The sequence below is a fragment of the Phenylobacterium sp. genome (assembly GCF_031984885.1).
Classification (GTDB): Bacteria; Pseudomonadota; Alphaproteobacteria; order Caulobacterales; family Caulobacteraceae; genus Phenylobacterium.
Genome location: NZ_DAMABV010000006.1, coordinates 267,880 through 289,304, shown reverse-complemented (window position 1 = coordinate 289,304; position 21,425 = coordinate 267,880). Strand labels below are relative to the sequence as shown.

Annotated in this window: 21 protein-coding genes and 1 tRNA gene; 8 read left to right on the top strand and 14 right to left on the bottom strand. The window is 70.4% G+C overall.

Features of this window, described 5'->3' with window-relative positions; translation table 11 throughout:
- Positions 1–93: 93 nt before the first annotated feature.
- From RTL41_RS11755 to RTL41_RS11740, 4 genes are read right to left on the bottom strand one after another with little or no spacing between them, the layout of a single operon-like run.
- The gene (locus RTL41_RS11755; RefSeq protein ID WP_312164559.1) at positions 94–1,482 is read right to left on the bottom strand and encodes an efflux transporter outer membrane subunit; all 1,389 of its coding nucleotides are present in this window, start codon (positions 1,480–1,482) and stop codon (positions 94–96) included.
- A complete protein-coding gene (locus tag RTL41_RS11750; RefSeq protein ID WP_312164558.1) occupies positions 1,482–2,597 on the bottom strand; it encodes an HlyD family secretion protein in 1,116 nt (371 codons plus the stop codon). Before RTL41_RS11750 ends, RTL41_RS11755 begins: the two co-directional genes overlap by 1 nt.
- Positions 2,598–2,615: 18 nt before the next feature.
- Positions 2,616–4,301: an MFS transporter gene (locus RTL41_RS11745; protein ID WP_312164556.1), complete on the bottom strand. Its 1,686-nt coding sequence runs from the start codon at positions 4,299–4,301 to the stop codon at positions 2,616–2,618.
- The gene (locus RTL41_RS11740) at positions 4,301–4,852 is read right to left on the bottom strand and encodes a helix-turn-helix domain-containing protein (RefSeq protein ID WP_312164554.1); all 552 of its coding nucleotides are present in this window, start codon (positions 4,850–4,852) and stop codon (positions 4,301–4,303) included. The genes RTL41_RS11745 and RTL41_RS11740 overlap by 1 nt, the downstream gene beginning before the upstream one ends.
- Positions 4,853–5,312: 460 nt before the next feature.
- On the opposite strand from RTL41_RS11740, the gene RTL41_RS11735 reads away from it, so the two are divergent.
- Complete coding sequence (locus tag RTL41_RS11735; RefSeq protein ID WP_312164552.1) at positions 5,313–7,958, top strand: bifunctional acetate--CoA ligase family protein/GNAT family N-acetyltransferase; 2,646 nt, start codon at positions 5,313–5,315, stop codon at positions 7,956–7,958.
- Between the two features lie 51 nt (positions 7,959–8,009).
- Here the strand turns inward: RTL41_RS11735 and RTL41_RS11730 are convergent, their stop codons facing one another.
- The 6 genes from RTL41_RS11730 to RTL41_RS11705 form a co-directional block, all read right to left on the bottom strand.
- Positions 8,010–8,612 carry a phosphoribosylglycinamide formyltransferase gene (locus tag RTL41_RS11730; RefSeq protein WP_312164550.1) on the bottom strand — a complete coding sequence of 201 codons (603 nt, stop codon included), beginning with the start codon at positions 8,610–8,612 and terminating at the stop codon, positions 8,010–8,012.
- Positions 8,612–9,436: an MBL fold metallo-hydrolase gene (locus RTL41_RS11725; RefSeq protein ID WP_312164548.1), complete on the bottom strand. Its 825-nt coding sequence runs from the start codon at positions 9,434–9,436 to the stop codon at positions 8,612–8,614. The genes RTL41_RS11730 and RTL41_RS11725 overlap by 1 nt, the downstream gene beginning before the upstream one ends.
- Entirely contained in the window at positions 9,433–10,209 is a 777-nt protein-coding gene (locus tag RTL41_RS11720; protein WP_312164547.1) for a TatD family hydrolase, read from the bottom strand. Before RTL41_RS11720 ends, RTL41_RS11725 begins: the two co-directional genes overlap by 4 nt.
- Before the next feature lie 9 nt (positions 10,210–10,218).
- On the bottom strand, positions 10,219–11,217 hold the full coding sequence (locus tag RTL41_RS11715) for a DNA polymerase III subunit delta' (protein ID WP_312164545.1): 999 nt from the start codon (positions 11,215–11,217) through the stop codon (positions 10,219–10,221).
- The gene (gene tmk / locus RTL41_RS11710; RefSeq protein ID WP_312164572.1) at positions 11,210–11,854 is read right to left on the bottom strand and encodes a dTMP kinase; all 645 of its coding nucleotides are present in this window, start codon (positions 11,852–11,854) and stop codon (positions 11,210–11,212) included. The genes RTL41_RS11715 and tmk overlap by 8 nt, the downstream gene beginning before the upstream one ends.
- Before the next feature lie 63 nt (positions 11,855–11,917).
- Positions 11,918–12,877, bottom strand: a complete 960-nt coding sequence (locus RTL41_RS11705; protein WP_312164543.1) for a septal ring lytic transglycosylase RlpA family protein — start codon at positions 12,875–12,877, stop codon at positions 11,918–11,920.
- Between the two features lie 165 nt (positions 12,878–13,042).
- Here RTL41_RS11705 and RTL41_RS11700 point away from each other — a divergent pair.
- Positions 13,043–13,132, top strand: a tRNA-Ser gene (locus RTL41_RS11700).
- Positions 13,133–13,267 (top strand): hypothetical protein, encoded by a 135-nt coding sequence (locus RTL41_RS11695; protein ID WP_312164541.1) that lies wholly within the window; start codon positions 13,133–13,135, stop codon positions 13,265–13,267. It abuts the tRNA gene before it with no gap.
- A 12-nt stretch (positions 13,268–13,279) separates the two neighbouring features.
- Here the strand turns inward: RTL41_RS11695 and RTL41_RS11690 are convergent, their stop codons facing one another.
- Positions 13,280–14,125 carry a PhnD/SsuA/transferrin family substrate-binding protein gene (locus tag RTL41_RS11690; protein ID WP_312164539.1) on the bottom strand — a complete coding sequence of 282 codons (846 nt, stop codon included), beginning with the start codon at positions 14,123–14,125 and terminating at the stop codon, positions 13,280–13,282.
- Complete coding sequence (locus RTL41_RS11685; protein WP_312164537.1) at positions 14,122–15,078, bottom strand: fatty acid desaturase; 957 nt, start codon at positions 15,076–15,078, stop codon at positions 14,122–14,124. The genes RTL41_RS11690 and RTL41_RS11685 overlap by 4 nt, the downstream gene beginning before the upstream one ends.
- Positions 15,079–15,304: 226 nt before the next feature.
- Here RTL41_RS11685 and RTL41_RS11680 point away from each other — a divergent pair, with 226 nt between their 5' ends.
- Together RTL41_RS11680 and RTL41_RS11675 are read left to right on the top strand one after the other, a co-directional pair.
- Positions 15,305–16,150 carry a CmcJ/NvfI family oxidoreductase gene (locus RTL41_RS11680; RefSeq protein WP_312164535.1) on the top strand — a complete coding sequence of 282 codons (846 nt, stop codon included), beginning with the start codon at positions 15,305–15,307 and terminating at the stop codon, positions 16,148–16,150.
- A gap of 41 nt (positions 16,151–16,191) precedes the next feature.
- Complete coding sequence (locus tag RTL41_RS11675; protein WP_312164534.1) at positions 16,192–16,902, top strand: SDR family NAD(P)-dependent oxidoreductase; 711 nt, start codon at positions 16,192–16,194, stop codon at positions 16,900–16,902.
- Here the strand turns inward: RTL41_RS11675 and RTL41_RS11670 are convergent.
- Together RTL41_RS11670 and RTL41_RS11665 are read right to left on the bottom strand one after the other, a co-directional pair.
- Positions 16,899–17,075: a hypothetical protein gene (locus RTL41_RS11670; protein ID WP_312164532.1), complete on the bottom strand. Its 177-nt coding sequence runs from the start codon at positions 17,073–17,075 to the stop codon at positions 16,899–16,901. The two genes, RTL41_RS11675 and RTL41_RS11670, sit on opposite strands and share 4 nt — an antisense overlap.
- A 12-nt stretch (positions 17,076–17,087) precedes the next feature.
- Positions 17,088–18,434, bottom strand: a complete 1,347-nt coding sequence (locus RTL41_RS11665; protein WP_312164530.1) for an LLM class flavin-dependent oxidoreductase — start codon at positions 18,432–18,434, stop codon at positions 17,088–17,090.
- Between the two features lie 296 nt (positions 18,435–18,730).
- Between RTL41_RS11665 and cysP the strand changes: the two genes are divergently transcribed.
- The 3 genes from cysP to cysW are packed head-to-tail and all read left to right on the top strand — an operon-like array spanning position 18,731 to position 21,420.
- Positions 18,731–19,738 (top strand): thiosulfate ABC transporter substrate-binding protein CysP, encoded by a 1,008-nt coding sequence (gene cysP / locus RTL41_RS11660; protein ID WP_312164529.1) that lies wholly within the window; start codon positions 18,731–18,733, stop codon positions 19,736–19,738.
- A 48-nt stretch (positions 19,739–19,786) separates the two neighbouring features.
- On the top strand, positions 19,787–20,593 hold the full coding sequence (cysT, locus tag RTL41_RS11655) for a sulfate ABC transporter permease subunit CysT (protein WP_409418328.1): 807 nt from the start codon (positions 19,787–19,789) through the stop codon (positions 20,591–20,593).
- Positions 20,590–21,420: a sulfate ABC transporter permease subunit CysW gene (gene cysW, locus RTL41_RS11650; RefSeq protein ID WP_312164525.1), complete on the top strand. Its 831-nt coding sequence runs from the start codon at positions 20,590–20,592 to the stop codon at positions 21,418–21,420. Before cysT ends, cysW begins: the two co-directional genes overlap by 4 nt.
- Positions 21,421–21,425: the final 5 nt, after the last annotated feature.

Genomic DNA, 21,425 nt, shown 5'->3' with positions numbered 1-21,425 from the left:
CACCAAAGTCCGCATTGCCGTCCCGCAGCGAATGTCTTCACATGGCGCAGCTTGGCCGCCGCCGCGACGGCTCCGACCAGGGACGACTCGTGGCTAATCTCTCGCGCCGGCTTCGGCTGCGCCGAGCGACCAGCCGCCGCCGAGCGCCTGATAGAGCGCGATGGTGTTGGCCAGTTCGTTTTCGCGAACCTGGACGTCGGCCAGTTGAGCCTCGAAGAGCCGCCGCTCGGCGTCGAGGCGCTCCAGACGCGAAGCGTGTCCGGCCTCGTAGAGCCGGCCCGCCCGATCCGACGCCTCCTGGAGGGCGTCACGCTGCGCGCTCGCGGCCTTGGCCTGCCGCTCGAGCCGCGAGACGCCCTCCAGGGCGTTCTCGGTCTCGGCGAAGGCGTTCAGGACCACTCGCTTGTAGGCCAAGGCGGCCTGGTCGCGCCGCGCGGCCGAAGCGCTCGTCTGTGCCTCCCGGCGCCCGGCGTCGAAGATCGGCGCCAGGACGCTGCCCCCGACGGTCCAAACGGTGATGGGGTCGAACCGCTGGGCGAAGAGCTCGCCGACGGCGGCCGTGAGGCGCACCTGCGGCAGCATGGCGGCCCTGGCCGCGTCCAGGGAGGCGTCGGCCGCGATCAACTGCGACTGCGCCTGGGCGATGTCCGGCCGCCGCTCGAGCAGGGCCGAAGGCAGCCCCGGCGATGGCGCCACGACCACCAGTTGATCAAAGCTCGAGCGCTCCACGCGCCCCGGCGCGGCGCCGGTCAGGAGCCGCAGCGCGTTCTCCTGGCGCCGCACAGCCAGTTCGAGGGCCGGGACGCGCTGGGAGACGGCCTCGAACTCGGCGCGCGCCTGGGCCAGATCGAGTTGGGACAGGTAGCCCGCCTCGGCGCGGCGCGCGATCACCTCAAGGGCGGTTCGACGCGCGGCCAAGGTCTCTCCGGCGATCTGCAGCTGCGCGTCCAGGGAGGCGAGCGAGACGTAGGCGCGAGCGGTGGCGGCGGCCACGGAGAGCGCCACCGCTTCCCGCCCGTAACGGCTGGCCTGCAGGGAAGCCCGCGCGGCCGCGTCGCCCGACCGCAGGCGGCCCCAGAGATCGACCTCGTAAGCCATCCGCAACTCCGGTTGCGCGGCCTCGGTCTCGACGACACGCCCGATGTCGGTCAGGCGCCGCTGGTCCTGAGCGCCGATGGTGAGATCGAGGCTCGGCGCCAGGAGCGAACGAGCCTGCACGGAAAGCGCCTGGGCTTCCCGGACGCGGGCTTCGGCGATCGCAAGGTCGGTGTTGGCGGCCAAGGCGGCCTGGACGGCCGCCGCCAGGTGCGGATCATGGAACGCGGTCCACCAGTCTGCTTCAACCGCGGCCCCCGCCGTCGAGGACACGCGCCATTCGGCGGGGGGCGTGAGCGTTGCGAGCGCTGGCGGGGAGGGCGTCGCGGCGCAGGCCGCCAGGAAAAGCATGGCGAGCGGCGCGGTCAGATAGCGTGCGCGGAACATCAGCGGCCCGCCATCCGGGAGTTCGCCTTGCTGGCGGTGTCCACGCGCGCCACGACCGACATTCCGGGGCGCAGGCGATCCAATCCCTCCTGGTTCGGATCGAGCACGATCTCCACGGGAATGCGCTGGGCGACCTTGGTGAAATTACCCGTGGCGTTCTGGGCCGGCAGCAGGGCGAACTCCGAGCCCGTCGCCGGGGAGAGCTGCTTGACCCGCCCGGTGAAGCGCCGGTCCCCGAGGGCGTCCACCGTGACGCTCGCGGCCTGGCCGATCGCCATCTTGCCGGCCTGCCGCTCCTTGAAGTTGGCGATGATCCAGCGCTCGGGAGGGACCAGGGACACCAGTTGCGTCCCTGCGTTCACGAACTGCCCGCGGCGGGCGCCGACCTGACCGAGCTGGCCGGCGGTCGGGGCGTTCAGGAGCGTGTTGTCGAGATCGATCTGCGCCAGGCGCAGGGTCGCGCGCGCGTTGTCCACGGCCGCCTGCAGACCCTCGCGGGAGACGGCGACCGCCCGGATGTCCTGCTGGGCCGCCTTGCGCGCGGCCTGCGTCTGGCGAAGGCTGGCTTCCGCCGAACGCAGGCTCGCCAGGGCGGCGTCGGCTTCGCGCCGCGAGAGGCTGCCGTCGGCGGCCAGCGGCCCGACCCGGTCCATATCGGCGCGGGCGCGGGCCAGTTGGGCGTCCGCCGCGCCGACCTCGGCCTCGCGGGCCGAGAGGGCCGCATCGCGCGACGCCGCCGCCTGGGTCTGGTTGGCGAGGTCGGCCTCGCGCGCGGCGAGCGTCGCCTTGGCCTGCTCGACTCGCTGGAGGTAGATCCGCTCGTCGATCCGGAACAGCGGTTCGCCGGCGCGAACCTGCTGGAAGTCCTTCACCCGCACGTCGGTGACGTAGCCGCTCACCTGGGGCGAGATCACCGTCACAAGACCGCGGACGTAAGCGTTCTCGGTGCGCTGGGTCGCGCTCGAGAAGGGCGGCAGCTTCCAGGCGTAGAGGATGGCGCAGATCGCGGCGGCGCCGAAGACGAGCGCAAGGACCAGGCCGCGGCGCGAGGGTGTCACGGGGGCTGGGCTGGCGCCGTCCGCGGCGGACGGGGAGTTCTGGATGTCGGTCGTCATGGGGACGCCTCTTAAGACTTACGCGGCCGCGGGAGCGGCGCCGGGCATGGGCAAGGGCGCAGCCTTGAGCTTTGCGCCGAGGGCGAGAAGGGCCGGGATGGAGAAGAGCAGATGGACGATCGCGATCGCCGCGATCGCAAGGAAGACGTCGTTGAACGCAAGGATGTTGGCCTGTTGGGCGACCTGCTGGGCCAGGGGCGACAGGCCCGATCCGGCCAGGAGTCCCGGGTCGGTGACGACCCCCGCCTGGGGCGCGGCCAAGGCTCGGACGGCGGCCGCCACCTGGGGGTCGCCAACTGCGAGCTGCTCCACCAGGTAGGCGGAGTGGTGGTTCGCGCGAAGGATCTGCAGCGTGCCGGCCAGGGTCGGCCCGAGCAGGCCGCCGAGCATCTGAGCGACGCTGAAGGTTACGATGAAGGTGATCACCGAGGCGACGCCGCGAACGAAGAGCAGCAGGAAGCCCACCAGGAACGCCGCGCAGATATACATCGCCCCGGCGAACCCCATGATCGCCTGGCTCAGGAACAGCGAGGCCGGATGAGTCTGCACCGTGGCCTGGGCGTCCATCAGAGCCGCGATCACGATCAGGGCCGGCGCGGCCAGGTCCATGAGCAGTACGAACTTCGGCGAGACGGCGAGCAGAAGGCCGCTGGCCGCGACGCCGGCCAAGACCGCGATGAGAATGACGCCGTTCAGCAACTGCTGCTGTTCGGGGCCCATCCCGACTGCCGCCAGCAGGCCTGGTCCGGCATAGGTCTGCTCGGAGAGCAGGATGCGAACCAGCAGGATCGAGACGGCGAAACGGAGAAAATCGGGCGTCGAGACCCAGCGCGTATCGATCAGCGGGTTTTGGCGGCGGTGCTCGAGCACGGCGGCGGCGAGCAGGCACGCAATGGCGAGCGCCAGCGCCCATCCGATCCACGACGCTTCGAACCACCACTGTATCCGCCCCTGGGCGGCGACCGCGGCCAGCAGCCCGAGACCGCCGGCCATGAGCACGAAGCTTGTCGCGTCCTGAGGCTCGAACACGTGGTAGCGCACGCCGCGCGGCAGCGGCACGGCCAGAACCGCCGCCAGGCATGCCAAAGCCATGCCCGCTTCGAAGATGCACACCAGCGTCCAGTCGTCCAGATCCAGCAGGGCAGGCGAGATCACGCGGGCCAGCGGAAATCCGACTTGCACAAGGCCGATGCCGATGGCGAGCCCCACGAGCCTGCGCTGCGCATCGAACGCCTGCAGCATGTAGAAGATCGTGAAGGTGGTCATGGCCGCGCCCGCGACGCCGCTGACGACGCGTACCGCAAGCGCCCAGGTCGGATCGGCCAGGAGCGCCTGGGCCACGGCCGCGGCGGCGTAGAGCCCCAGGAAGACCTTGACGAAGCTGCCCAGGCCGAACTGCTGACGGTACTTGATCAGCAGCAGGTTCATGGCCACCCCGCCCATCACGTACGCGGCGCTGATCCAGGCGCCTTGCGCCGGCTCGAGGCCCAGCGCGCCCTGGATGGCGGGGAGATTGACAGTGAGCAGCGCGCTTCCGAGCGCGCCGGTCACGCCGAGCAGGAGTCCGACCAGACCGTAGATGAGCCTGGTCCCGGGGGAGAAGTCCGGCGTGGAGGGCGAACCTGGCAGGAGCGGCGCCTCGTGCGGCTTCCATGCCGGGACGTCGCCGATCACCTCTCCGAAGTTGCGCGAAGACCTGGCCATCAGTCGTGTCTCAGCAGGCCGCGGAGCAGGAGGTCGAGCGTGCGCTCGGCGAGGGCTTCGCCCTCGGCGCTCATCACGGGAATGGCGACCAGTCGGAAGGCCAGTACGAGATCGCCGATGGCCAGATCGCCTCGGACGAGACCGGAGGCCTTGGCCGCCTCCAGGGGGCCGGCCAGCCGTTCGGCCAGGCGATCACGGGCCTGGACGTATTCGGGGTGGTGGGTCGGCACCATGCGCCAGCCGTCCGCCAGGGCTGGCGAGCGGCGAGCGGTGTCGGCGACATAGCCCAGCATGCCCATCAGGGCTTCGTGGGGCGGCAGGGTGTCGCCGAAGCGGCAGACCGCGTCCACCTCGCGATTGAAGAGCGCCACCAGCAGGGCGATCCGGTCCGGGTAGCGACGATAGAGCGTGCCCTTGCTGAGCCCGGACGCCTCCACGATGGCGTCAAGCGAGACGTGGACGCCGTGCTCGCTGAACACGCGCGCCGCCGCATCCAGGATCGCCTCGCGGTGACGACGAACATCGCTTCGCTCTGCACGCTGCCTGCTCATGCCTTTCAAAGTGGACTATTTCGTCCACTTTGTCAAACTACGTCTCCAGCGTATTCAAAGGGAAGGCGCCGAGAATGCCCGATGGAGATAGCCCATCGCAGCGTCCTTGCGCCCCTGGGCGAGGGCCAGTTCGCTGTCCGGAGCGCCTCGCGCCATCTTGGAAGGACGCGGACAGAAGTGATCGAAATTGGTGGGGAAGGCAGATTGGAGCGCGAAACCGACAGGCGTCGCTCCTACACCATCATCGCCTAAGGAATATTATCAGAAATATTTGGTCCATGGCCGATCCGGGCGCTCCAGGAATCCGGCCCAAACCGCCGCATTTGCTGCCCAATTCTCGCAAGCCTCAGTATCTCGCCGCCGGCGCGCTCGTCAGCGCGCTTGATCGCGGCCCCGTCGCGAGGTGTCCTGCCGTGATCGGCCAGAATCTCCTGGTGACTGGCGTAGGCTGAGGCCCGGCATGACGACCCGCAACCTCGATGCGCTGTTTCATCCCAATGCGATCGCCGTCGTCGGCGCCAGCAACAGGCCTGGATCGGTCGGCCAGGTGCTGTCGCGCAACCTGCTCGAGAGCGGATTTCCGGGGCCTGTGCTGCCGGTGTCGCTGAGCGCCAAGGCGATCCGCTCCTCGATCGCCTATGGCGGCGTGGCGGACCTGCCGCTCATCCCCGACCTGGCGGTGATCGCCACGCCGGCGCCGTCGGTTCCGGGGCTGGTCGCCGAGCTGGCCCAGGCCGGCTGCCGCGCCGCCATCGTGATCAGCGCCGGCGTCGACGCGCAACTGCGCCAGGCGATGCTGGACGCCGCCAAGCCGACCCTGATGAGGATCCTGGGGCCGAACTGCCTGGGCTTCATGTCGCCGCGGCTGGGCATCAACGCCAGCTTCGCGCACCTCTCGCCGGCTCCGGGCGGCCTGGCCCTGGTCTCGCAGTCGGGCGCGGTGGCCGCCGCGGCGATCGACTGGGCGCACGCGCGCGGCGTGGGCTTCTCCCATGTGCTGACCATAGGCGACGCGGCCGACATCGATTTCGGCGACCTGCTCGACTACCTGGCCCTGGACTACGACACCCACGGCGTCCTGCTCTATGTCGAGAGCATCAGCGACGCGCGGAAGTTCATGACCGCCGGCCGCATCGCCTCGCGCGCCAAGCCGGTCGTGGTGGTCAAGGCCGGCCGCAGCGCCGCCGGGGCCAAGGCTGCGTTCTCCCACACCGGGGCCCTGGCCGGCGCCGACCTGGTCTACGAGGCCGCCTTCCGCCGCGCGGGCATGCTGCGCGTCGGGGGCCTGCGCGAACTGTTCGACGCGGTGTCGACCCTGGCCGCGGGCCTGAGGGTCTATGGGGATCGGCTGGCGATCCTCACCAACGGCGGCGGCGCCGGGGTGATGGCGGCCGACGCCCTGGAGGCCCGCGATGGGCGGCTGGCGGAACTGTCGCCCGAAACCCTGGAGAAATTGGCGGCCGCCGCGCCGATATACTGGTCGGGCGCGAACCCGGTGGACATCCTCGGCGACACCCACGCCCCGCTCTATGGCCAGGCGCTGGAGGTGCTGCTGGAGGACCGCAACGCCGATGCGATCCTGGTGATGAACTGCCCGACGGCGGTGGAAGACAGCACCGCGGCCGCCGACGCGGTCGTCAAGGTCCTGAAGGCCAAGCGCTATCACCGGCCGGTGCTGAGCGCCTGGATGGGCCAGACGGCGGTGGCCGAGGGGCGCCGGCGGCTGGCGGCGGCGGGCGTCCCAGCCCACGAAACCCCCGACGAAGCGGTCCGCGCGTTCATGCACCTGGTCGACCACCGCAAGAACCAGGAGGCCCTGATCCGCACGCCCGCCGGCGCCGTCGGGGCGCCGGACGCCGAGACGGCCAAGGCCGTGATCGCCAAGGCCCGCGCGGATGGCCGCCTGATCCTCACCGATCCCGAGGCGCGGGCGATCCTCAAGGCCTATGGCGTGCCGGTGCTGGAGGGCCGCGCGGTGGCGACGCCGGAAGCGGCCGGTCGGGCGGCGACCGACATCGGCGGGCCCGTGGCCCTGAAGATCCTGTCGCCGGACGTCAGCCACAAGTCCGAACTCGGCGGCGTCGTGCTGGGCCTGGAGGGCGCCGAGGAGACCAAGGCCGAAGCCCAGGCCATGCTGGCGCGGATCGCCAAGGCCCGGCCGCAGGCGCGGATCGAGGGCCTGATGGTGGAGCCGCTGGTGCTGCGGCCGCAGGCGCGCGAACTGCTGCTCGGCATCGCCCAGGACCCGCTCTTCGGGCCCGTGGTGATGTTCGGGGCCGGCGGGGTCAGCGTCGAGGTCACGGCCGACCGCGTCATCGGCCTGCCGCCGCTGGACGACGTGCTGGCCAGGGACATGATCGGCCGCACGCGCGTGGCGCGGCTGCTCCAGGGCTTCCGCGACCATACGCCCGCCGACGTCGAGGCGATCGCCGACGTGCTGACCCGCCTCTCGCAGATCGCGGTCGGCGAGCCGGAGATCGCCGAGCTCGACATCAACCCCCTGCTCGCCGATTCGTCGGGCGTGCTGGTCCTGGCCGCCCGCATCCGCTTGCGCGAGCTGGACGAGGCGCGGCCGCGCATGGCCATCCTCCCCTACCCGCTCGATCTCCAGCGCGAGATCGAGGTCGGCGGCGAGAAGGTCACGCTCCGCGCCATACGGCCGCAGGACGGCCCGGCCATCGCCGCGATGGTGGAGGCCAGCAGCGCCGAGGACGTGCGCCTGAGGTTCCGGTCGGGCTTTCGCACCCTGCCCCATGGCTGGCCCGAGCGGCTCTCCCAGATCGACTATGATCGCGAGATGGCGCTGGTCGTCGACGACGGCCGCCAGATCCTGGGCGTCTCGCGCCTGGCCGGCGACCCGCAGGGCGAGACGGCGGAATTCGCCCTGATGGTCCGCACCGACCAGCAGCACCAGGGCCTGGGGCGGCTGTTGCTGGGCGAGATCCTCGACTACGCCGCCGCCAAGGGACTGTCGGAGGTCTGGGGCGACGTGGCGCGGGAGAACGCGCCGATGCTGGCCACCGCCAAGTCGTTCGGCTTCGAGCGCCGCGCCGCCGAGGATTTCTCCCGGGTGAAGATCGTGAAGTCGCTGAACGCCCGCTCCTGAACACCACGCTCGATGCTGGCCAGGACGCGTTGGGGCAGGCGTTGACCGCGCCTAGTCCGGCAACGACAGCTCGCCGCCGGCGATGCGGGCCAGGGTCTCGATGAAGAACCCCGGCTCCATGGCCGCGACACGAGCCTCCAGTTGCTCGGCCGTGTCGCCCGGGAGGACCGGCACGGTTCGGCGTTCGATCAGCGGGCCGTGGTCGTAGATTTCGTCCACCGCGTGGATGGTCGCGCCGCTTTCGGCGACGCCGGCGGCGAGCACGGCTTCGTGGACCCGGCGACCATACATTCCCTCCCCGCCGAAGGCCGGCAGCAGGCCGGGATGGATGTTGAGGATGCGGTTGCGATAGCGGCCAAGCGTCCGGGGCCCGAGGCGGCGCAGGTAGCCCGACAGGATCACCAGCTCGACGCCGGCCGCCTCGAGAGCCTCGCATAGCTGGCGGTCGGCGCCTTGCGGATCGCCCTGGGTCGGGATCGCCAGGGTCGGCACGCCGCGCCCGGCGGCGAATTCCAGCGCCGCCGCATTCCTGTTGTTGCTGACCACCAGCCGCGGCTCGGCGGCCAGGACGCCGGCGCTCGCCGCCTCCATGATGGCGCGCATGCTGGTGCCGTTCTTCGACGCGAGGAAACCGAGCTTAAGCGGCTGGGACATCATGACAAATCGCCGCTCAACTTACACTCGAAACCCAGGCCGTCGAAGGCCGGTTCGACGCCCTCGGGCAACTGGCGCGCAAGATCGTCATAGTCCAGGTCGACATGCATGTTGGTGAGGATGGCGCGGCGGGGCCGCACGCGCGCGATCCACTCCAGCGCCAGTTCGACATGCGCATGGGTCGGATGCGGCCGCCAGCGCAGGGCGTCGAGGATCCAGACGTCGAGGCCGCCCAGCGCTTCGAAAGCCGCGTCGTCCAGGTTCACTACGTCGCTGGAATAGGCCACGTTTCCAAAGCGATAGCCGACAGACCTCACGCCACCATGGTCCTGGTCGAAGGTGACGACCGGAATGCCGCCGGAAGGGCCGTCGACGCGCCAGGCCTGGCCATGGGGCGGGATCGGGGTGATGTCGCCGATGGCCGGATAGCCGTTCTCGCCCTGGAAGACATAGCCGAAGCGGCGCTGCATGGTGGCGGCGGTGGCCAGGTCCATATGGCAGGGAATACGCGCGCGCTGGCGGATGAAGAAGGCGCGGATGTCGTCGATACCGTGGGTCTGGTCGGCATGATCGTGGGTCAGCAGCACAGCATCCAGCCGCTTGGCCCCAGCTTGCGAGGTCTGCCAGACCAGGTCGGGCGAGGTGTCGACGATCAGGGTCGTCTCCGCCTCCGGCTCGCGCCCCTTGCGGCGCACCAGCAGCGAGCAGCGGCGGCGGCGGTTCTTCGGATTGGCCGGATCACAGGCGCCCCAGTCGCCGTCCGCGCGCGGCACGCCGCCCGACGAACCGCAGCCCAGGATCGTGAAGGCCAGCGTCCCGGTCATGGCCGGGGGATCCTGTCGAACAGCGCGAAGAAGGCGTCCTCGGTCCGGCGTTCGGCGTCATGCTTCGACCACCCGCGGATCTCGGCGAGCTTGGCCAGGACGTCGGGGAGATAGGCCGGCTCGTTGCGCCGGCCGCGATGCGGCACGGGCGCGAGATAGGGGCAGTCCGTCTCGACGATGATGCGGTCGGCGGGCATCTCCCGGACCACGGCGCGCACGTCCTCGGCGGCCTTGAAGGTCGCGATGCCCGAGACCGAGAACCAGGCCCCCAGCGCCGCGGCCCGCGCCGCCAGTCCGGCGCCCGAGGTGTAGCAGTGCATCAGCATCTTGAACGGGCCGGCGGCGTATTCCTCTTCCAGGATGTCGCCCATCAGCTCGTCGGCTTCGCGGGTGTGCACCACCAACGGCAGGCCGCTCTCGCGGGCGGCGGCGACATGCTGGCGGAAGACCTTGGCCTGGATGTCGCGGGGGCTCAGGTCATAGTGGAAGTCGAGGCCGGTTTCGCCGATGCCGACGACGCGCGGGTCGGCGGCGATCCTCACCAGCTCGGCGGCCGAGAGGTCGGGGTTTTCCTTGGCCTCATGCGGATGGGTGCCGACCGTGCACCAGATGTCGGGATGATCGGCCAAGGCCCGAACCGCCGCGAACCCCGAAACCTTGTCGCTGATATTGACCATCAGGCCGACGCCGGCCGCGCGGGCGCGGGCGATCACCTCGTCGCGGTCTTCGTCGAACTGGTGCGCGTGCAGATTTACGTGGCTGTCGATCAGCATTCGGAGATTTCAGGCGCGCGCGGCGGCGCGCAGTTCGTTGAGGGCCGTGAAGAACGCGTCCGCCCGGTCGAGATTGACGGCCTCGACCTCCCGCGGGAGGCGTTGCAGCGTCTCCCATGCCCCGGCCCATCGATCAAGTCCGCCATAGCCCTCGGCCGCCAGCCGCATGGCATGGCCGTGCACCCGCTCGGCCAGGCGTTCGAGCAGCAGGTTGAACTGCGCCGCGCCCTCCGCGCCCCGGAAGCGGTCGGCCAGCGACAGGGCCAGGGCCTCGTCGATCGCCGGCAAGGCGTGCAGGATCTCCCTGGCCGCGTCGTCCACCGTCACCGCGCCGGCCAGGGCCAGCGCCAGGGCCTTGCCCGGCGCGCCCTTGGACATGCGGGCCAGCCGGATCGCCTCTTCCGGATTGGCCGTCGTGCGGGCTTCGACGAAGGCGGTCACGTCGGCCTCCGCCAGCGCGTTGAAGGCCAGCCGACGGCAGCGCGACTTGATGGTCGGAAGCAGGCCGCCGGGCGAATGGGAGACCAGCAGGATCACCCCATGCGGGGGCGGCTCCTCCAGGGTCTTGAGCACGGCGTTGGCGGCGTTGACGTTGAGGTCGTCGGCGGCGTCGATGATCGCCACCCGATGCGGGGCCGAGGCCGGCGACTTGGAAAAGAAGTCCGAGAGCTTGCGCGCCTCGTCCACCGGGATCGTCTTGCGCGGCTTTCCATCCTCGCCGATCCGCTCGAGCGTCAGCAGATCGGGGTGCGAGCGGGCGATGATCTGGCGGCTGACCGGATGGTCGGGAGACGCGCCCAGGATCCCGTAAGCCGGATTGGCGGGCGCGCCCAGCAGCCGGCGCGCGGCGCGATAGGCGAATGTCGCCTTGCCGACACCCTCGGTCCCGGTCAGCAGCCAGGCGTGGTGCAGGCGCCCGCGGCCGCGGGCGTCCTCGAAGGCCGCTTCGGAGGCCTCATGCCCCTTGAGCTCGAAGACCTGCCGCGGGTGGGGCGCAGCGTCAGCCATGGACAAGCCGCCGCTCGACCGTCCGCCAGACCTCGCGCTCGACCTCGTCGATGCCGGCGGCGGCGTCGATCAGCGCGCAGCGGTCCGGCTCGGCGGCCGCGATCTGCTGGAACGCCCTGCGCAGGCGTTCGTGAAAGGCCGCCCCCTTGGATTCGAACCGCGTCTCGGCGTGGCCGTCCGCCTGGGCGAAGGCTTCGGCGCGCGCCAGCCCCACCTCGACCGGCAGGTCGAACACCAGGGTCAGGTCGGGCCGCACGTCGGCCAGGACATGGGTTTCCAAGGCCGAGATGAAGGCCGGGTCCACGCCCCCTGCCCCGCCCTGATAGGCGCGCGTGGAATCGGCGAAGCGGTCGCAGACCACCCAGGCCCCCCGCGCCAGGGCCGGCAGGATCGTCCGCTCGATATGGTCCCGCCGCGCCCCGTACATCAGCAGGGTCTCGGTCATCGGGCTCCAGCGGTCGGCGTCGCCCTTCAGGACCAGATTGCGGATGGCCTCGGCGCCGGGCGAGCCGCCCGGCTCACGGGTCGCGACCACCTCGCGCCCGGCCGATTGCAGGCGCGCGGCCAGGCGCCGGACCTGCGTCGACTTGCCCGCGCCCTCGCCGCCTTCGAAAGTGATGAACCGCCCACGCGTCACGCCGGCCAAAATGGCCCGTTCGCCCGGTTTGTCCAGCGCTCAACTGGCCGCAGCGGCCTGGGCTCAGGCGCCGGGGCGCACGACCCGGGCTTCGGCGAAGCCATAGGAGGCGACGCGGTCGCGCAGGGCCCAGGCCTCGCCCTCGTCCGTCGTCCCGTCGACCATCACGCGGTAGAGCGTCATGCCGTCGGCGCGTTGGAACGGCTCGACCCGGGCCACGACCGCCGAACCGAGCTGGCTGACCACGCGCTGGGCGTTGGCCTGGTCGGCGAAGGCGCCGGCCTGCACACGGTAGACCGCGCCATTGGCGGGCGCGGCCGGCGCCGCCGGCGTCAAGGGAGCCAAGGGAGCCAAGGGGGCCAGGGGCTGCGAGGCGACCGGCGTCTCCACAGGCCCCGGCCTCAGGCCCGTATAGGGCGTCGGGCCCCCGGGAAGCTGGTCGGACGGCGTGGGCGCCGGCGTGTAGGCGGAATAGCGCAGGCCCGCGTCGGGCGCGCCGAGCGGGGCCGGGCCGATATAGCGCACGCGCACCCTGGCCTGTCCCTGTTGCTCGAAGCCCAGTTGGCGGGCGGCTTCCTGCGAGACGTCGATCAGGGCGTCGCCCTTGAACGGGCCGCGATCGTTGACGCGGATCTGGACCGTCCGGTTGTTCTCGAGATTGGTGACCTCGACGATGGACGGCAGCGGCAGGGTCGTGTGGGCGCCCGACAGCGCATAGCGGTCGAACACCTCGCCGTTGGCGGTGGTCTTCAGGTGGTGCGAGGCGCCGTACCAGGTGGCGCGGCCTTCCTGATCGTAGTCCGGCTCCTCCTTGGGGGCGTACCAGACGCCGCCGACCTCATAGGGTGCGCCGACCTTGTAGCGTCCGCCCGCGCCGTTGGGGAGCTGGCCCGGCGTCGGCCCGGCGACGGGATGCTTCGCGGCGTAACGCGGCTGCGGCGTGGCGCAGGCGGCCAGGGCCGCGGTCCCCATCAGTACGACGACGAGGCTGCGGGCCGGCGCGCAAAAACGGATGCGGGTCATGGCCACGCTCCTCCTAAGTCAACGCTCCCCAGCGCTATCGAGCCCATGGTGACGGCGCGAGCCTTGCAGCAGGGTTAACGAACCGACCGATTTCATTAAGGCTATCTGGAACGGCTTCAGGCCGCTGGAGCCCCCGCCTTCGCCCTGCTATAGGCCCCTCCTTCCGGATGGGTGGCCGAGTGGTTTAAGGCAGCGGTCTTGAAAACCGCCGTAGGTGGAAGCCTACCGTGGGTTCGAATCCCACCCCATCCGCCATTGGCCGCCGATCCGGCCCGGATCGTGCGCGAGGTCGCCGTCCGGCTCGACTATCCGCGTCATCGCGACCATCCGGAATTGATCGGCCTGCGCCGCGAGATCCTGACGTCGCTCGGACACGCCCACGGGCTCTGAAGCCCGCCAGCGCTAGGCGAGTTCGGGATAGCCCCGCTCGACGGCCTGGCGCTCAAGACAGGCGACCTGGCGATATTGGGCGGCCGACAGCACCGTGAACCCGTCGAGCAGCAAGGCGCTGCGCGTCGCCGCCAGTTGCGGATCGGCCGCGACGGCGTTCAGCGCACGGCGCAGGGCAAGGACGCCGGCGGCGGTCGTGGTCGCCGCGGTGACGAGCGGCAGCCCCGGGCAGGCGCGCGTCCAGCCCACAATCCGCACCGCCGAAACCAGGTCCGGCTCGTCGCGCGCGATCAGCGCCAGGGTGACCGCGTCGATCGCGGCGACATCGGCCCGCTCGGCGGCAACCGCCGCCAGGCTGGCGGCGTGCGAACCGCTGACCTGCACCTCGCCGAAGAACCGGCCCTCGCGGGAGAGCGGCGCGATCTTGGCCCGCAGCAGGTTCATTCCGGTGTTGGAATCCCGCGAATTGATCACGCAGCGGGCGCCGCGCAGGGCTTCCAGCTCTTGAACCCCGCTACGGCCCCCCACGACGATCGCGCTGCGGTGAAAGGCGCCGGCGCAGCCGGGGGCGAGATAGCGCGGCGTCGCGACGATCCGCACCGCATCCTTGAGCGTCGTGGTCAGAGGGTAGCCGCAGGTCTGGGCCAGAAGCAGGCTCGGATTTCGCCAGACGTCGTACAGATCCACATCGCGCGAAAGTTCACGCGGCGCATCCATGCCCTCCGACGCCAGCCGCTCGGCGATCGCGCTCCACAGCGTATCGTTCGCCGCTCGCAGGCTTGGCCGATCGTACATGGCCAGGGAAGCCAGAGACTGAAGGCCCACGGCTCCGCGCACCAGAGAGGCGAACTCGGTCAAGCCGCATCCCTCCCCGCCAGAGGATGCACGACGACATCGTGCGCCCGGAAGAAAAAGCGCCGGAAGACATCGGCGTAACCTGCGTAGACGAGGCCGCCGTTCGCCGCGAGCAGCGCCTCGCGGTGCGCCCGATAGCGCCCCGGCAGCCGCCACCAGGACAGGCCCGGCCATTGATGATGGACCGCGTGCAGGTTGTTGTTGAGGAACAGCAGCCCCAGCAGCGGCGCCCGTTCGACGATCGCCACCCGCCCAGCCGGCGAGGCGCTCGCGCGATGCTCCGCGAACGAGCGGATCAGGGTGAGCGACAACCCCGGATAGACGAAGAACGCGAGGTAATCGACGAGGCCAAGCCCGCAGACATAGTGCAGCCAGGCCCAGACAAGGCCCACGGCGACAGCATGGCGGACCCAGACCGCCCGGCTGCCCGGCGCGTTGCGGACCACCCGGCCGCCCTCTCCCCAGAGGAAGCGCGCCACCTCGATCAACGGGCCGAGCACAAGGCGGCCCGCCAGGGTCGACTGCGCCCGCGCCGCGGCCAGCGCCATCGCGTGCCGCCATCCCGCGCCGGCCGGGAGATAGCGCGACTCCGCGTCGTGTTCCGGATGCGCAAGATGCTCGCTGGCGTGGTGCGCCAGATGGGATGCCCGGTAGACTTCATAGGGCAGCCACAGCGAAAGCGGCAGGCCGGCCACGGCGTCGTTGACGCGCCGCCAAGGCGTCGGATGGCCGTGGATCGCCTCATGCTGGAGCGAGCCGTGCCAGGCGATCAGCCAGCCGCCGAGGATGAACAACAACGCGGGGGGCGCCTGATCGTGCAACAGGGTCAGCGCGATCCATCCGCCATGGATCACGACCGCCAGCAGCACGGTCGGCCACTCGATGGCGGCGGCCCAGGCCTTTGGCCGAGCGGTCAGTGAAGCGGCTTCGTCTTTGATTTCGGGGAGTTCTGGCACGCCCTACGCTCCCGTCCTGGGCGCGCGCTTTCAATTCATATTAATTCCATAGGAATTTAGAAAAGCTGCGTGTGGCGGTTCGACGCCGACCGACCGGAGATCGGCCTGTCCCCAGAAGTTCTGGCGGGGCCCGCCAAATAAACTCGAAAGCCGAGGAGGTCCCTCCGCCCTGTCGCGGCGCTTCAGCCGGCCCATATCGGAAGCGAGGGCCTCAGGAGGTGACGCCATGTCCGCCAAGACCGCCGCACGCTCGAACGCTCCAGCGCCGCTCCAGGCCGTTCAGGCCAGGCTCGGTTTCACCCGACCCGGCGAAGGGCTCTACAGCTACGCCTACGAGCCGCCGGATGGCGGACCACGCACGAACATCACGCCCGACGAACGCCTGGTCTCGATCGCCGACGTCCGCCCCGTGGCGGATACGTTCTCGCTCGACGTCGAGGGCTTCGCGCTGGTCCGCCACCAGAGCGCGGTCCGCGACTTCTGGGACGAAGCCCAGACCCTGGCCCTCGGCCATCCCGAAGCGGCCGAGATCGTGAAGTCCGCGACGGGGGCGTCTCGCGTGGTGGTCTTCGACCATACGCTCAGGCGCCGCATGACCGGCGCCGAAGACCGCGCCGCGGGCCTGCCGCGCCAGCCCGCCACGCGCGTGCATGTGGACCAGACGCTCCGTTCCGGCCCGCAGCGCGTGCGCGACATCTTGGGCGACCAGGCCGACGACCTGCTTCGCAGGCGGGCGGCGATCATCAATGTCTGGCGGCCGATCGGGGCGCCGGCCCGCGACTGGCCGCTGGCGCTTGGCGACGCCGGCAGCATCGATCCCGCGGACCTGCTCCCTTCCGAACTGCGCTTCCCCCACCGGACCGGCGAGATCTATGGCCTGGCCTACAATCCTAGCCAGCGCTGGTGCTACGTCCCCGATCTCCGGCCGGACGAAGCGCTGCTGATCAAGTGCTGGGACTCCGCCGACGTGGCGCGTTTCGCCCCGCACACCGCGTTCGAAGATCCCACCACGCCGCCCGGCACGCCGCCGCGCGAGAGCATCGAGTTCCGCACCATCGCCTTCTTCGACTGAAGCCGGCACGGCCTGCGCCAGCCCTCGAAAACGGAGACCCCATGTCGCAATCTTCCCTGGCTGACGGACCGGCCGGCAGCGTGCTCATCGCCGGCGTCGGCGCCGAACGGGGGCTCGGCGCGGCCCTGGCGCGTCGCTTCGGCCGCGCCGGCTTCCCCGTCGCCCTGGCGGGGCGCAACGCCGAGAAGCTTCGGGCCACCGAGCGCGCCCTTCTCGCCGAAGGCCTGCAGGTCGCCGCCGTCGTCGGCGACGCCTCGCAGGCCGCGGACGCCCGCCGCTTCGTCGAGGCGGCCCAGGCGCTGGCTCCGCTTGCGGCGGCCATCCACAACGCCGGCAGCAACCGCCCCACGCCGTTCCTGGATCTCGCCGAGTCCGACTTCGAGGCGCATTGGCGCGAGCACGCCCTCGGCGGCTTCCAGGTCGCTCAGGCGGCGCTTCCCGCGCTGCTCGAACTGCGCGGCAAGGCCAATTTCGCCCCCTTCGCCTCGGCCAAGGGCGCCCTGCGCAATCTCTCGCAGAGCCTGGCCCGGGAGTTCGGACCGCAGGGCGTCCACGTCGCCCATGTGGTGATCGACGGCGGGATCGAAGGCGAACGCCTGCTCTCACGCGTCCCGCAGCTCAAGGAGCAGCGCGGCCCGGACGGCCTCCTGAACATCGACGCCATCGCCCAGGCCTATTTCGTCCTGCATCAGCAGCATCGCAGCGCCTGGACGCTCGAGCTGGACCTGCGGCCCTGGGCCGAGGCCTTCTAGCTCTCCGGCGCCGGCTTCCCGACCTCGGGATCTGACGGCGGCGGCTCCTCCGCCGGCGGCGAGGCGCGGCCGTGCAGCACCATGGATACGACGCCGAGCAGGTCCGGCTCCATGAGCGGAAGGTCCCTCGGGGTGATCTCGCGGGGCGGCCGAGGCGGCGATTTCCGAGTCATGCGGCGCCTCGTTCACTCGGCGGCGGCGCGCGCGGCGGGAAAGAAGCGGTTCCCCGGGCGCGGCAGCCCAAGATTCTCCCGCAGCGTCGCGCCCTCGTACTCGGTCCGGAACCGGCCCCGGCGCTGCAGTTCGGGGATCACCCGATCGACGAAGTCGTCGAGCCCCTCGGGCAGATAGGGGAACATGATGTTGAAGCCGTCCGCGCCCTCCTCGTCCAGCCATTGCTCGATCTCGTCGGCGATGGTGGCCGGCGTCCCGACGAAGGCCTGGCCGCCGTAGCTTCCCACCCGCGCCGCCAGTTGACGGATGGTCAGGTTCTCGCGCCGAGCCATGGCGACGATCCGCGCCCGGCCGCTCTGGCTGGCGTTGGTCTCCGGAATCTCGGGCAGCGGCCCATCGGGATCGAAACCTGAGACGTCGTAGCCCAGACCGCTGTTCAGCGAGCCGATGCCGCTGTCGTAGTGCACGAGGCTGTCCAGCAGCGCGCGCTTGGCCTTCGCCTCCTCGACCGTGTCGCCGACCACCACCAGGGCGCCGGGCAGGATCTTGACGCCCTCGGGATCGCGCCCGGCCGCCCGCGCCCGCGCCTTGACGTCCGCATAGAAGGCCTTGGCCGCCTCCAGGCTGCCGCCCGCGGCGAACACCACCTCTGCGGTCTCCGCGGCGAGCTGGCGCCCCGCTTCCGAGGCGCCGGCCTGGATGATCACCGGCCAGCCCTGGACGGGCCTGGCGATGTTCAGCGGCCCACGGACCGACAGGTGCGGCCCCTTGTGGGCCAGGACATGCATCCGCGACGGATCGAAATAGACGCCGGACTCGACGTCGCGCACGAAGGCGTCGTCGGCGAAGCTGTCCCACAGGCCCGTGACCACATCGTAGAATTCGCGCGCCCGCCGGTAGCGCTCGTCGTGGTCGACGTCCTCATCGAGGCCGAAGTTCAGGGCCGCGTCGGGATTGGCCGTGGTGACGATGTTCCACCCGGCCCGCCCCCCGGAGATGTGGTCGAGCGAGGCGAACCTCCGGGCGATGTGATAGGGCTCGTCATAGGTGGTCGAGGCGGTCGCCATCAGGCCGATGTGCTCGGTCACGCTGGCCAGGGCCGACAGCAGGGTGAAAGGCTCGAACGACGTCACCGTGTGGCTTCGCTTCAGGGCGTCGACCGGCATGTTCAGCACGGCCAGGTGGTCGGCCATGAAGAAGGCGTCGAACTTGCCGGCCTCCAGCTTCTGCACGAAGCGCTTCATGGCCGGGAAGTTGAAATTGGCGTCGGGGATCGCCCCCGGGTATCGCCAGGCTCCTGTGTGGATGCTCACCGGCCGCATGAACGCGCCCAGCTTCAGCATCTTGGTCTGGCCCATCTCGTTCCCCGATCCTTCAGCCGCGTCCTGAGCCTTGAGATGGGGTATGCTCGCACGCCCCTGCAGGATCGCGCCGGCCGATATATTCTGGGCCTTTCGAGCAGAAATACTGTCGGCGTCGCGGGGCTGGAACGCCAGAGCCGTGAGGAACGGCTCTCGGCCGAAGGCCCGGGCCCGGGCTGGCAGGCTCCCTCACGGTGCTAGGAGAAAAACTGCATCGCCACCGGATGCCCCACTGGATCTATAGGAATATCTGCCGACGACGCCAAGGCGCGCCGGCGTCTTCGGGGCTGATGATGAAACCGCGATCCATCCTTGTCGCCGGCATGGCGGCGGCGCTTCTCATGACGACGCCGGCGGCCGCCGCGGTCGACGAAATCCTCAACGTCTCCTACGACGTCTCGCGCGAGACCTTCGCCGACATCAATCCGGCCTTCGTCGCCGCCTGGAAGAAGTCGAGCGGCCAGACCATCAAGGTCAACCAGTCCCATGCCGGTTCCTCGGCCCAGGCCCGCGCCGTGCTCGAGGGCCTGCCCGCCGACGTCGTCACCTTCAACCAGGTGACGGACATCCAGACCCTGCACGACAAGGGCAAGCTGGTGCCGGCCAACTGGCGCACCCTGCTGCCCAACCGCAGCTCGCCCTACTATTCGCTGCCCGCCTTCGTGGTCCGCGGCGGCAATCCCAAGGGCATCAAGACCTGGGACGACCTGACCAGGCCCGGCGTCGGCATCGTCATCCCCAACCCGAAGACCTCGGGCAACGGCCGCTACACCTATCTGGCGGCCTACGCCTATGCCCTGGACAAGAACAAGGGCGACAAGGTCAAGGCCGCCGAGTTCGCCCGCAAGCTGCTGGCCAACGTCGTGGTCTTCGACACCGGCGGGCGCCAGGCGACCACGACCTTCCTGGAAAAGGGCCAGGGAGACGTCCTCGTCACCTTCGAGGCCGAAGCGCTCGGCACCGTCAAGGAAGCCGGCGCCGCCAAGGCCCAGGTGGTCACCCCGCCGGTCAGCCTGCTGGCCGAGTTCCCGGTGGCGGTCGTGGACAAGGTGGTCGACCAGCGCGGCTCGCGCGACGTCGCGACGGCCTACCTGAAGTTCCTCTATACGCCGCAGGCCCAGCACATCCTGGCCAGGCACTTCTACCGCGTCAGCGACCGCAAGGTGGCGGCCGACTACCGCAACCAGTTCACCCCCACCCGCATCCTGACCGTCGAGCAGACCCTGGGCGGCTGGGACCAGGTGGCCAAGGAACACCTCGCCGCGGGCGGCGTCCTCGACCAGGTGTTCGTCCGCAGATGACCACCCGCAGACCTGCGTACTGAGGTGGCGCGGCGGCGAGCCCGCACCATGCCGGGCTTTGGCCTGACCATGGGCGTCACCCTCAGCTATCTGGCGATCATCGTGCTGGCGCCGATCGCCGCCCTGCTCTGGAAATCCGGCGAGACCGGATGGGCGACGCTCTGGGCGGGCGTCAGCTCGCCGCGCGCGCTCGCCACCTATCGGCTGACCTTCGGGACGGCGCTGGCGGCGACCGCCTTCAACACGGTGGCCGGCTTCCTCTTCGCCTGGGTGCTGGTGCGCTATCGGTTCGCCGGACGCGCCGTGCTCGACGCCGTCGTGGATCTGCCCTTCGCCCTGCCCACGGCGGTCGCGGGGATCGCGCTGTCGGCCATTTTCGCGCCCACCGGCTGGGCCGGCGGCCTGCTGGAGCCGCTGGGCGTAAAGGTCGCCTATGCCCCGGCCGGCATCGCCGTGGCCATGGCTTTCACCAGCATCCCGTTCGTCATCCGCAGCGTCCAGCCCGTGCTCGAGGATCTCGAGCCCGAGGCCGAGGAAGCGGCCTTCAGCCTCGGCGCCTCGGACCTGACGGTGTTCCTGCAGGTCGTGTTCCCGGCGGTGCTGCCGGCCCTGCTGTCCGGCGCGGCCCTGGCCTTCTCCAGGGCGCTAAGCGAGTACGGCGCGGTGATCTTCATCGCCGGCAACGTGCCGATGCAGACCGAGGTCACCACCCTGCTGACCTATATCCGGCTGGAGGAGTTCGACTATCCGGGCGCGGCCGGCCTCGCCGTCGCGCTTCTGGCGGCGTCCTTCGCCACCCTGCTGACCGTCAACGCGCTGCAATTCTGGCGGCACGCGCGCGAGGGCCGCGGATGACCCCGCGCCCCCACCTTCGCGCCGGCCACTCGGCGCTCTCCCGCCGCCTGCTGATCGGCTCGGCGCTGGTCCTGGCGGTGCTGATGTTCGGCGCGCCGCTGCTCGTGGTCTTCGAGCGCGCCTTTGCGCTGGGCGCGGCGGTCTATGCCGAGAAGGTCTCCGACCCGTTCACCCTGCACGCGATCTGGCTCACGGTCCTGACCTCGCTCGTCGTCGTGCCGATCAACGTGATGTTCGGGATCTGCGCGGCCTGGGCGGTGACGCGCCACCAGTTCCGCGGCAAGCAGATCCTCACCACCCTCATCGAGCTGCCGGTGGCCGTCTCGCCGATCGTCGCCGGCGTCGCCTACCTGTTTCTCTACGGCTCCCAGGGCCTGTTCGGTCCGTTCCTGGCCGACCAGGGATGGCGGGTGATGTTCACTGTGCCGGCGATCTTCCTGGCCAGCATGTTCGTCACCAGCCCCTTCGTGGCCCGCGAGCTGATCACCGTCATGCAGGAGCAGGGCGCCGACGAGGAGGAAGCCGGGCTTTCGCTCGGCGCAGGAGGCCTGACGACCTTCGTGGCGATCACCCTGCCGAAGATCCGCTGGGCGCTGTTCTACGGCGCGGTGCTGTGCAACGCCCGCGTCATGGGCGAGTTCGGCGCCGTCTCGGTGGTGTCGGGCAAGATCCGCGGCAAGACCGAGACCCTGCCCCTGCACATCGAGGTGCTGTTCAACGACTACAACACCACAGGCGCCTTCGCCGCCGCCTCGATCCTCGCCGTCCTGGCCCTGGCGACCCTGGTCCTCAAGACCCTGGGGGAACTGCGGCTCGGCCGCCGCTAGAGCCC

Bases quoted from the DNA above. Each gene is read 5' to 3' on its own strand.
- RTL41_RS11715 (WP_312164545.1), bottom strand. From the start codon at position 11,217: ATGGCTGACGCTGCGCCCCACCCGCGGCAGGTCTTCGAGCTCAAGGGG.
- RTL41_RS11750 (WP_312164558.1), bottom strand. From the start codon at position 2,597: ATGACGACCGACATCCAGAACTCCCCGTCCGCCGCGGACGGCGCCAGC.
- RTL41_RS11730 (WP_312164550.1), bottom strand. From the start codon at position 8,612: ATGTCCCAGCCGCTTAAGCTCGGTTTCCTCGCGTCGAAGAACGGCACC.
- RTL41_RS11720 (WP_312164547.1), bottom strand. From the start codon at position 10,209: ATGCTGATCGACAGCCACGTAAATCTGCACGCGCACCAGTTCGACGAA.
- RTL41_RS11670 (WP_312164532.1), bottom strand. From the start codon at position 17,075: ATGACTCGGAAATCGCCGCCTCGGCCGCCCCGCGAGATCACCCCGAGG.
- cysT (WP_409418328.1), top strand. From the start codon at position 19,787: ATGCCGGGCTTTGGCCTGACCATGGGCGTCACCCTCAGCTATCTGGCG.
- RTL41_RS11740 (WP_312164554.1), bottom strand. From the start codon at position 4,852: ATGAGCAGGCAGCGTGCAGAGCGAAGCGATGTTCGTCGTCACCGCGAG.
- RTL41_RS11680 (WP_312164535.1), top strand. From the start codon at position 15,305: ATGTCCGCCAAGACCGCCGCACGCTCGAACGCTCCAGCGCCGCTCCAG.
- RTL41_RS11725 (WP_312164548.1), bottom strand. From the start codon at position 9,436: ATGACCGGGACGCTGGCCTTCACGATCCTGGGCTGCGGTTCGTCGGGC.
- RTL41_RS11755 (WP_312164559.1), bottom strand. From the start codon at position 1,482: ATGTTCCGCGCACGCTATCTGACCGCGCCGCTCGCCATGCTTTTCCTG.
- RTL41_RS11705 (WP_312164543.1), bottom strand. From the start codon at position 12,877: ATGACCCGCATCCGTTTTTGCGCGCCGGCCCGCAGCCTCGTCGTCGTA.
- RTL41_RS11735 (WP_312164552.1), top strand. From the start codon at position 5,313: ATGACGACCCGCAACCTCGATGCGCTGTTTCATCCCAATGCGATCGCC.
- cysP (WP_312164529.1), top strand. From the start codon at position 18,731: ATGAAACCGCGATCCATCCTTGTCGCCGGCATGGCGGCGGCGCTTCTC.
- RTL41_RS11665 (WP_312164530.1), bottom strand. From the start codon at position 18,434: ATGGGCCAGACCAAGATGCTGAAGCTGGGCGCGTTCATGCGGCCGGTG.
- cysW (WP_312164525.1), top strand. From the start codon at position 20,590: ATGACCCCGCGCCCCCACCTTCGCGCCGGCCACTCGGCGCTCTCCCGC.
- RTL41_RS11675 (WP_312164534.1), top strand. From the start codon at position 16,192: ATGTCGCAATCTTCCCTGGCTGACGGACCGGCCGGCAGCGTGCTCATC.
- RTL41_RS11745 (WP_312164556.1), bottom strand. From the start codon at position 4,301: ATGGCCAGGTCTTCGCGCAACTTCGGAGAGGTGATCGGCGACGTCCCG.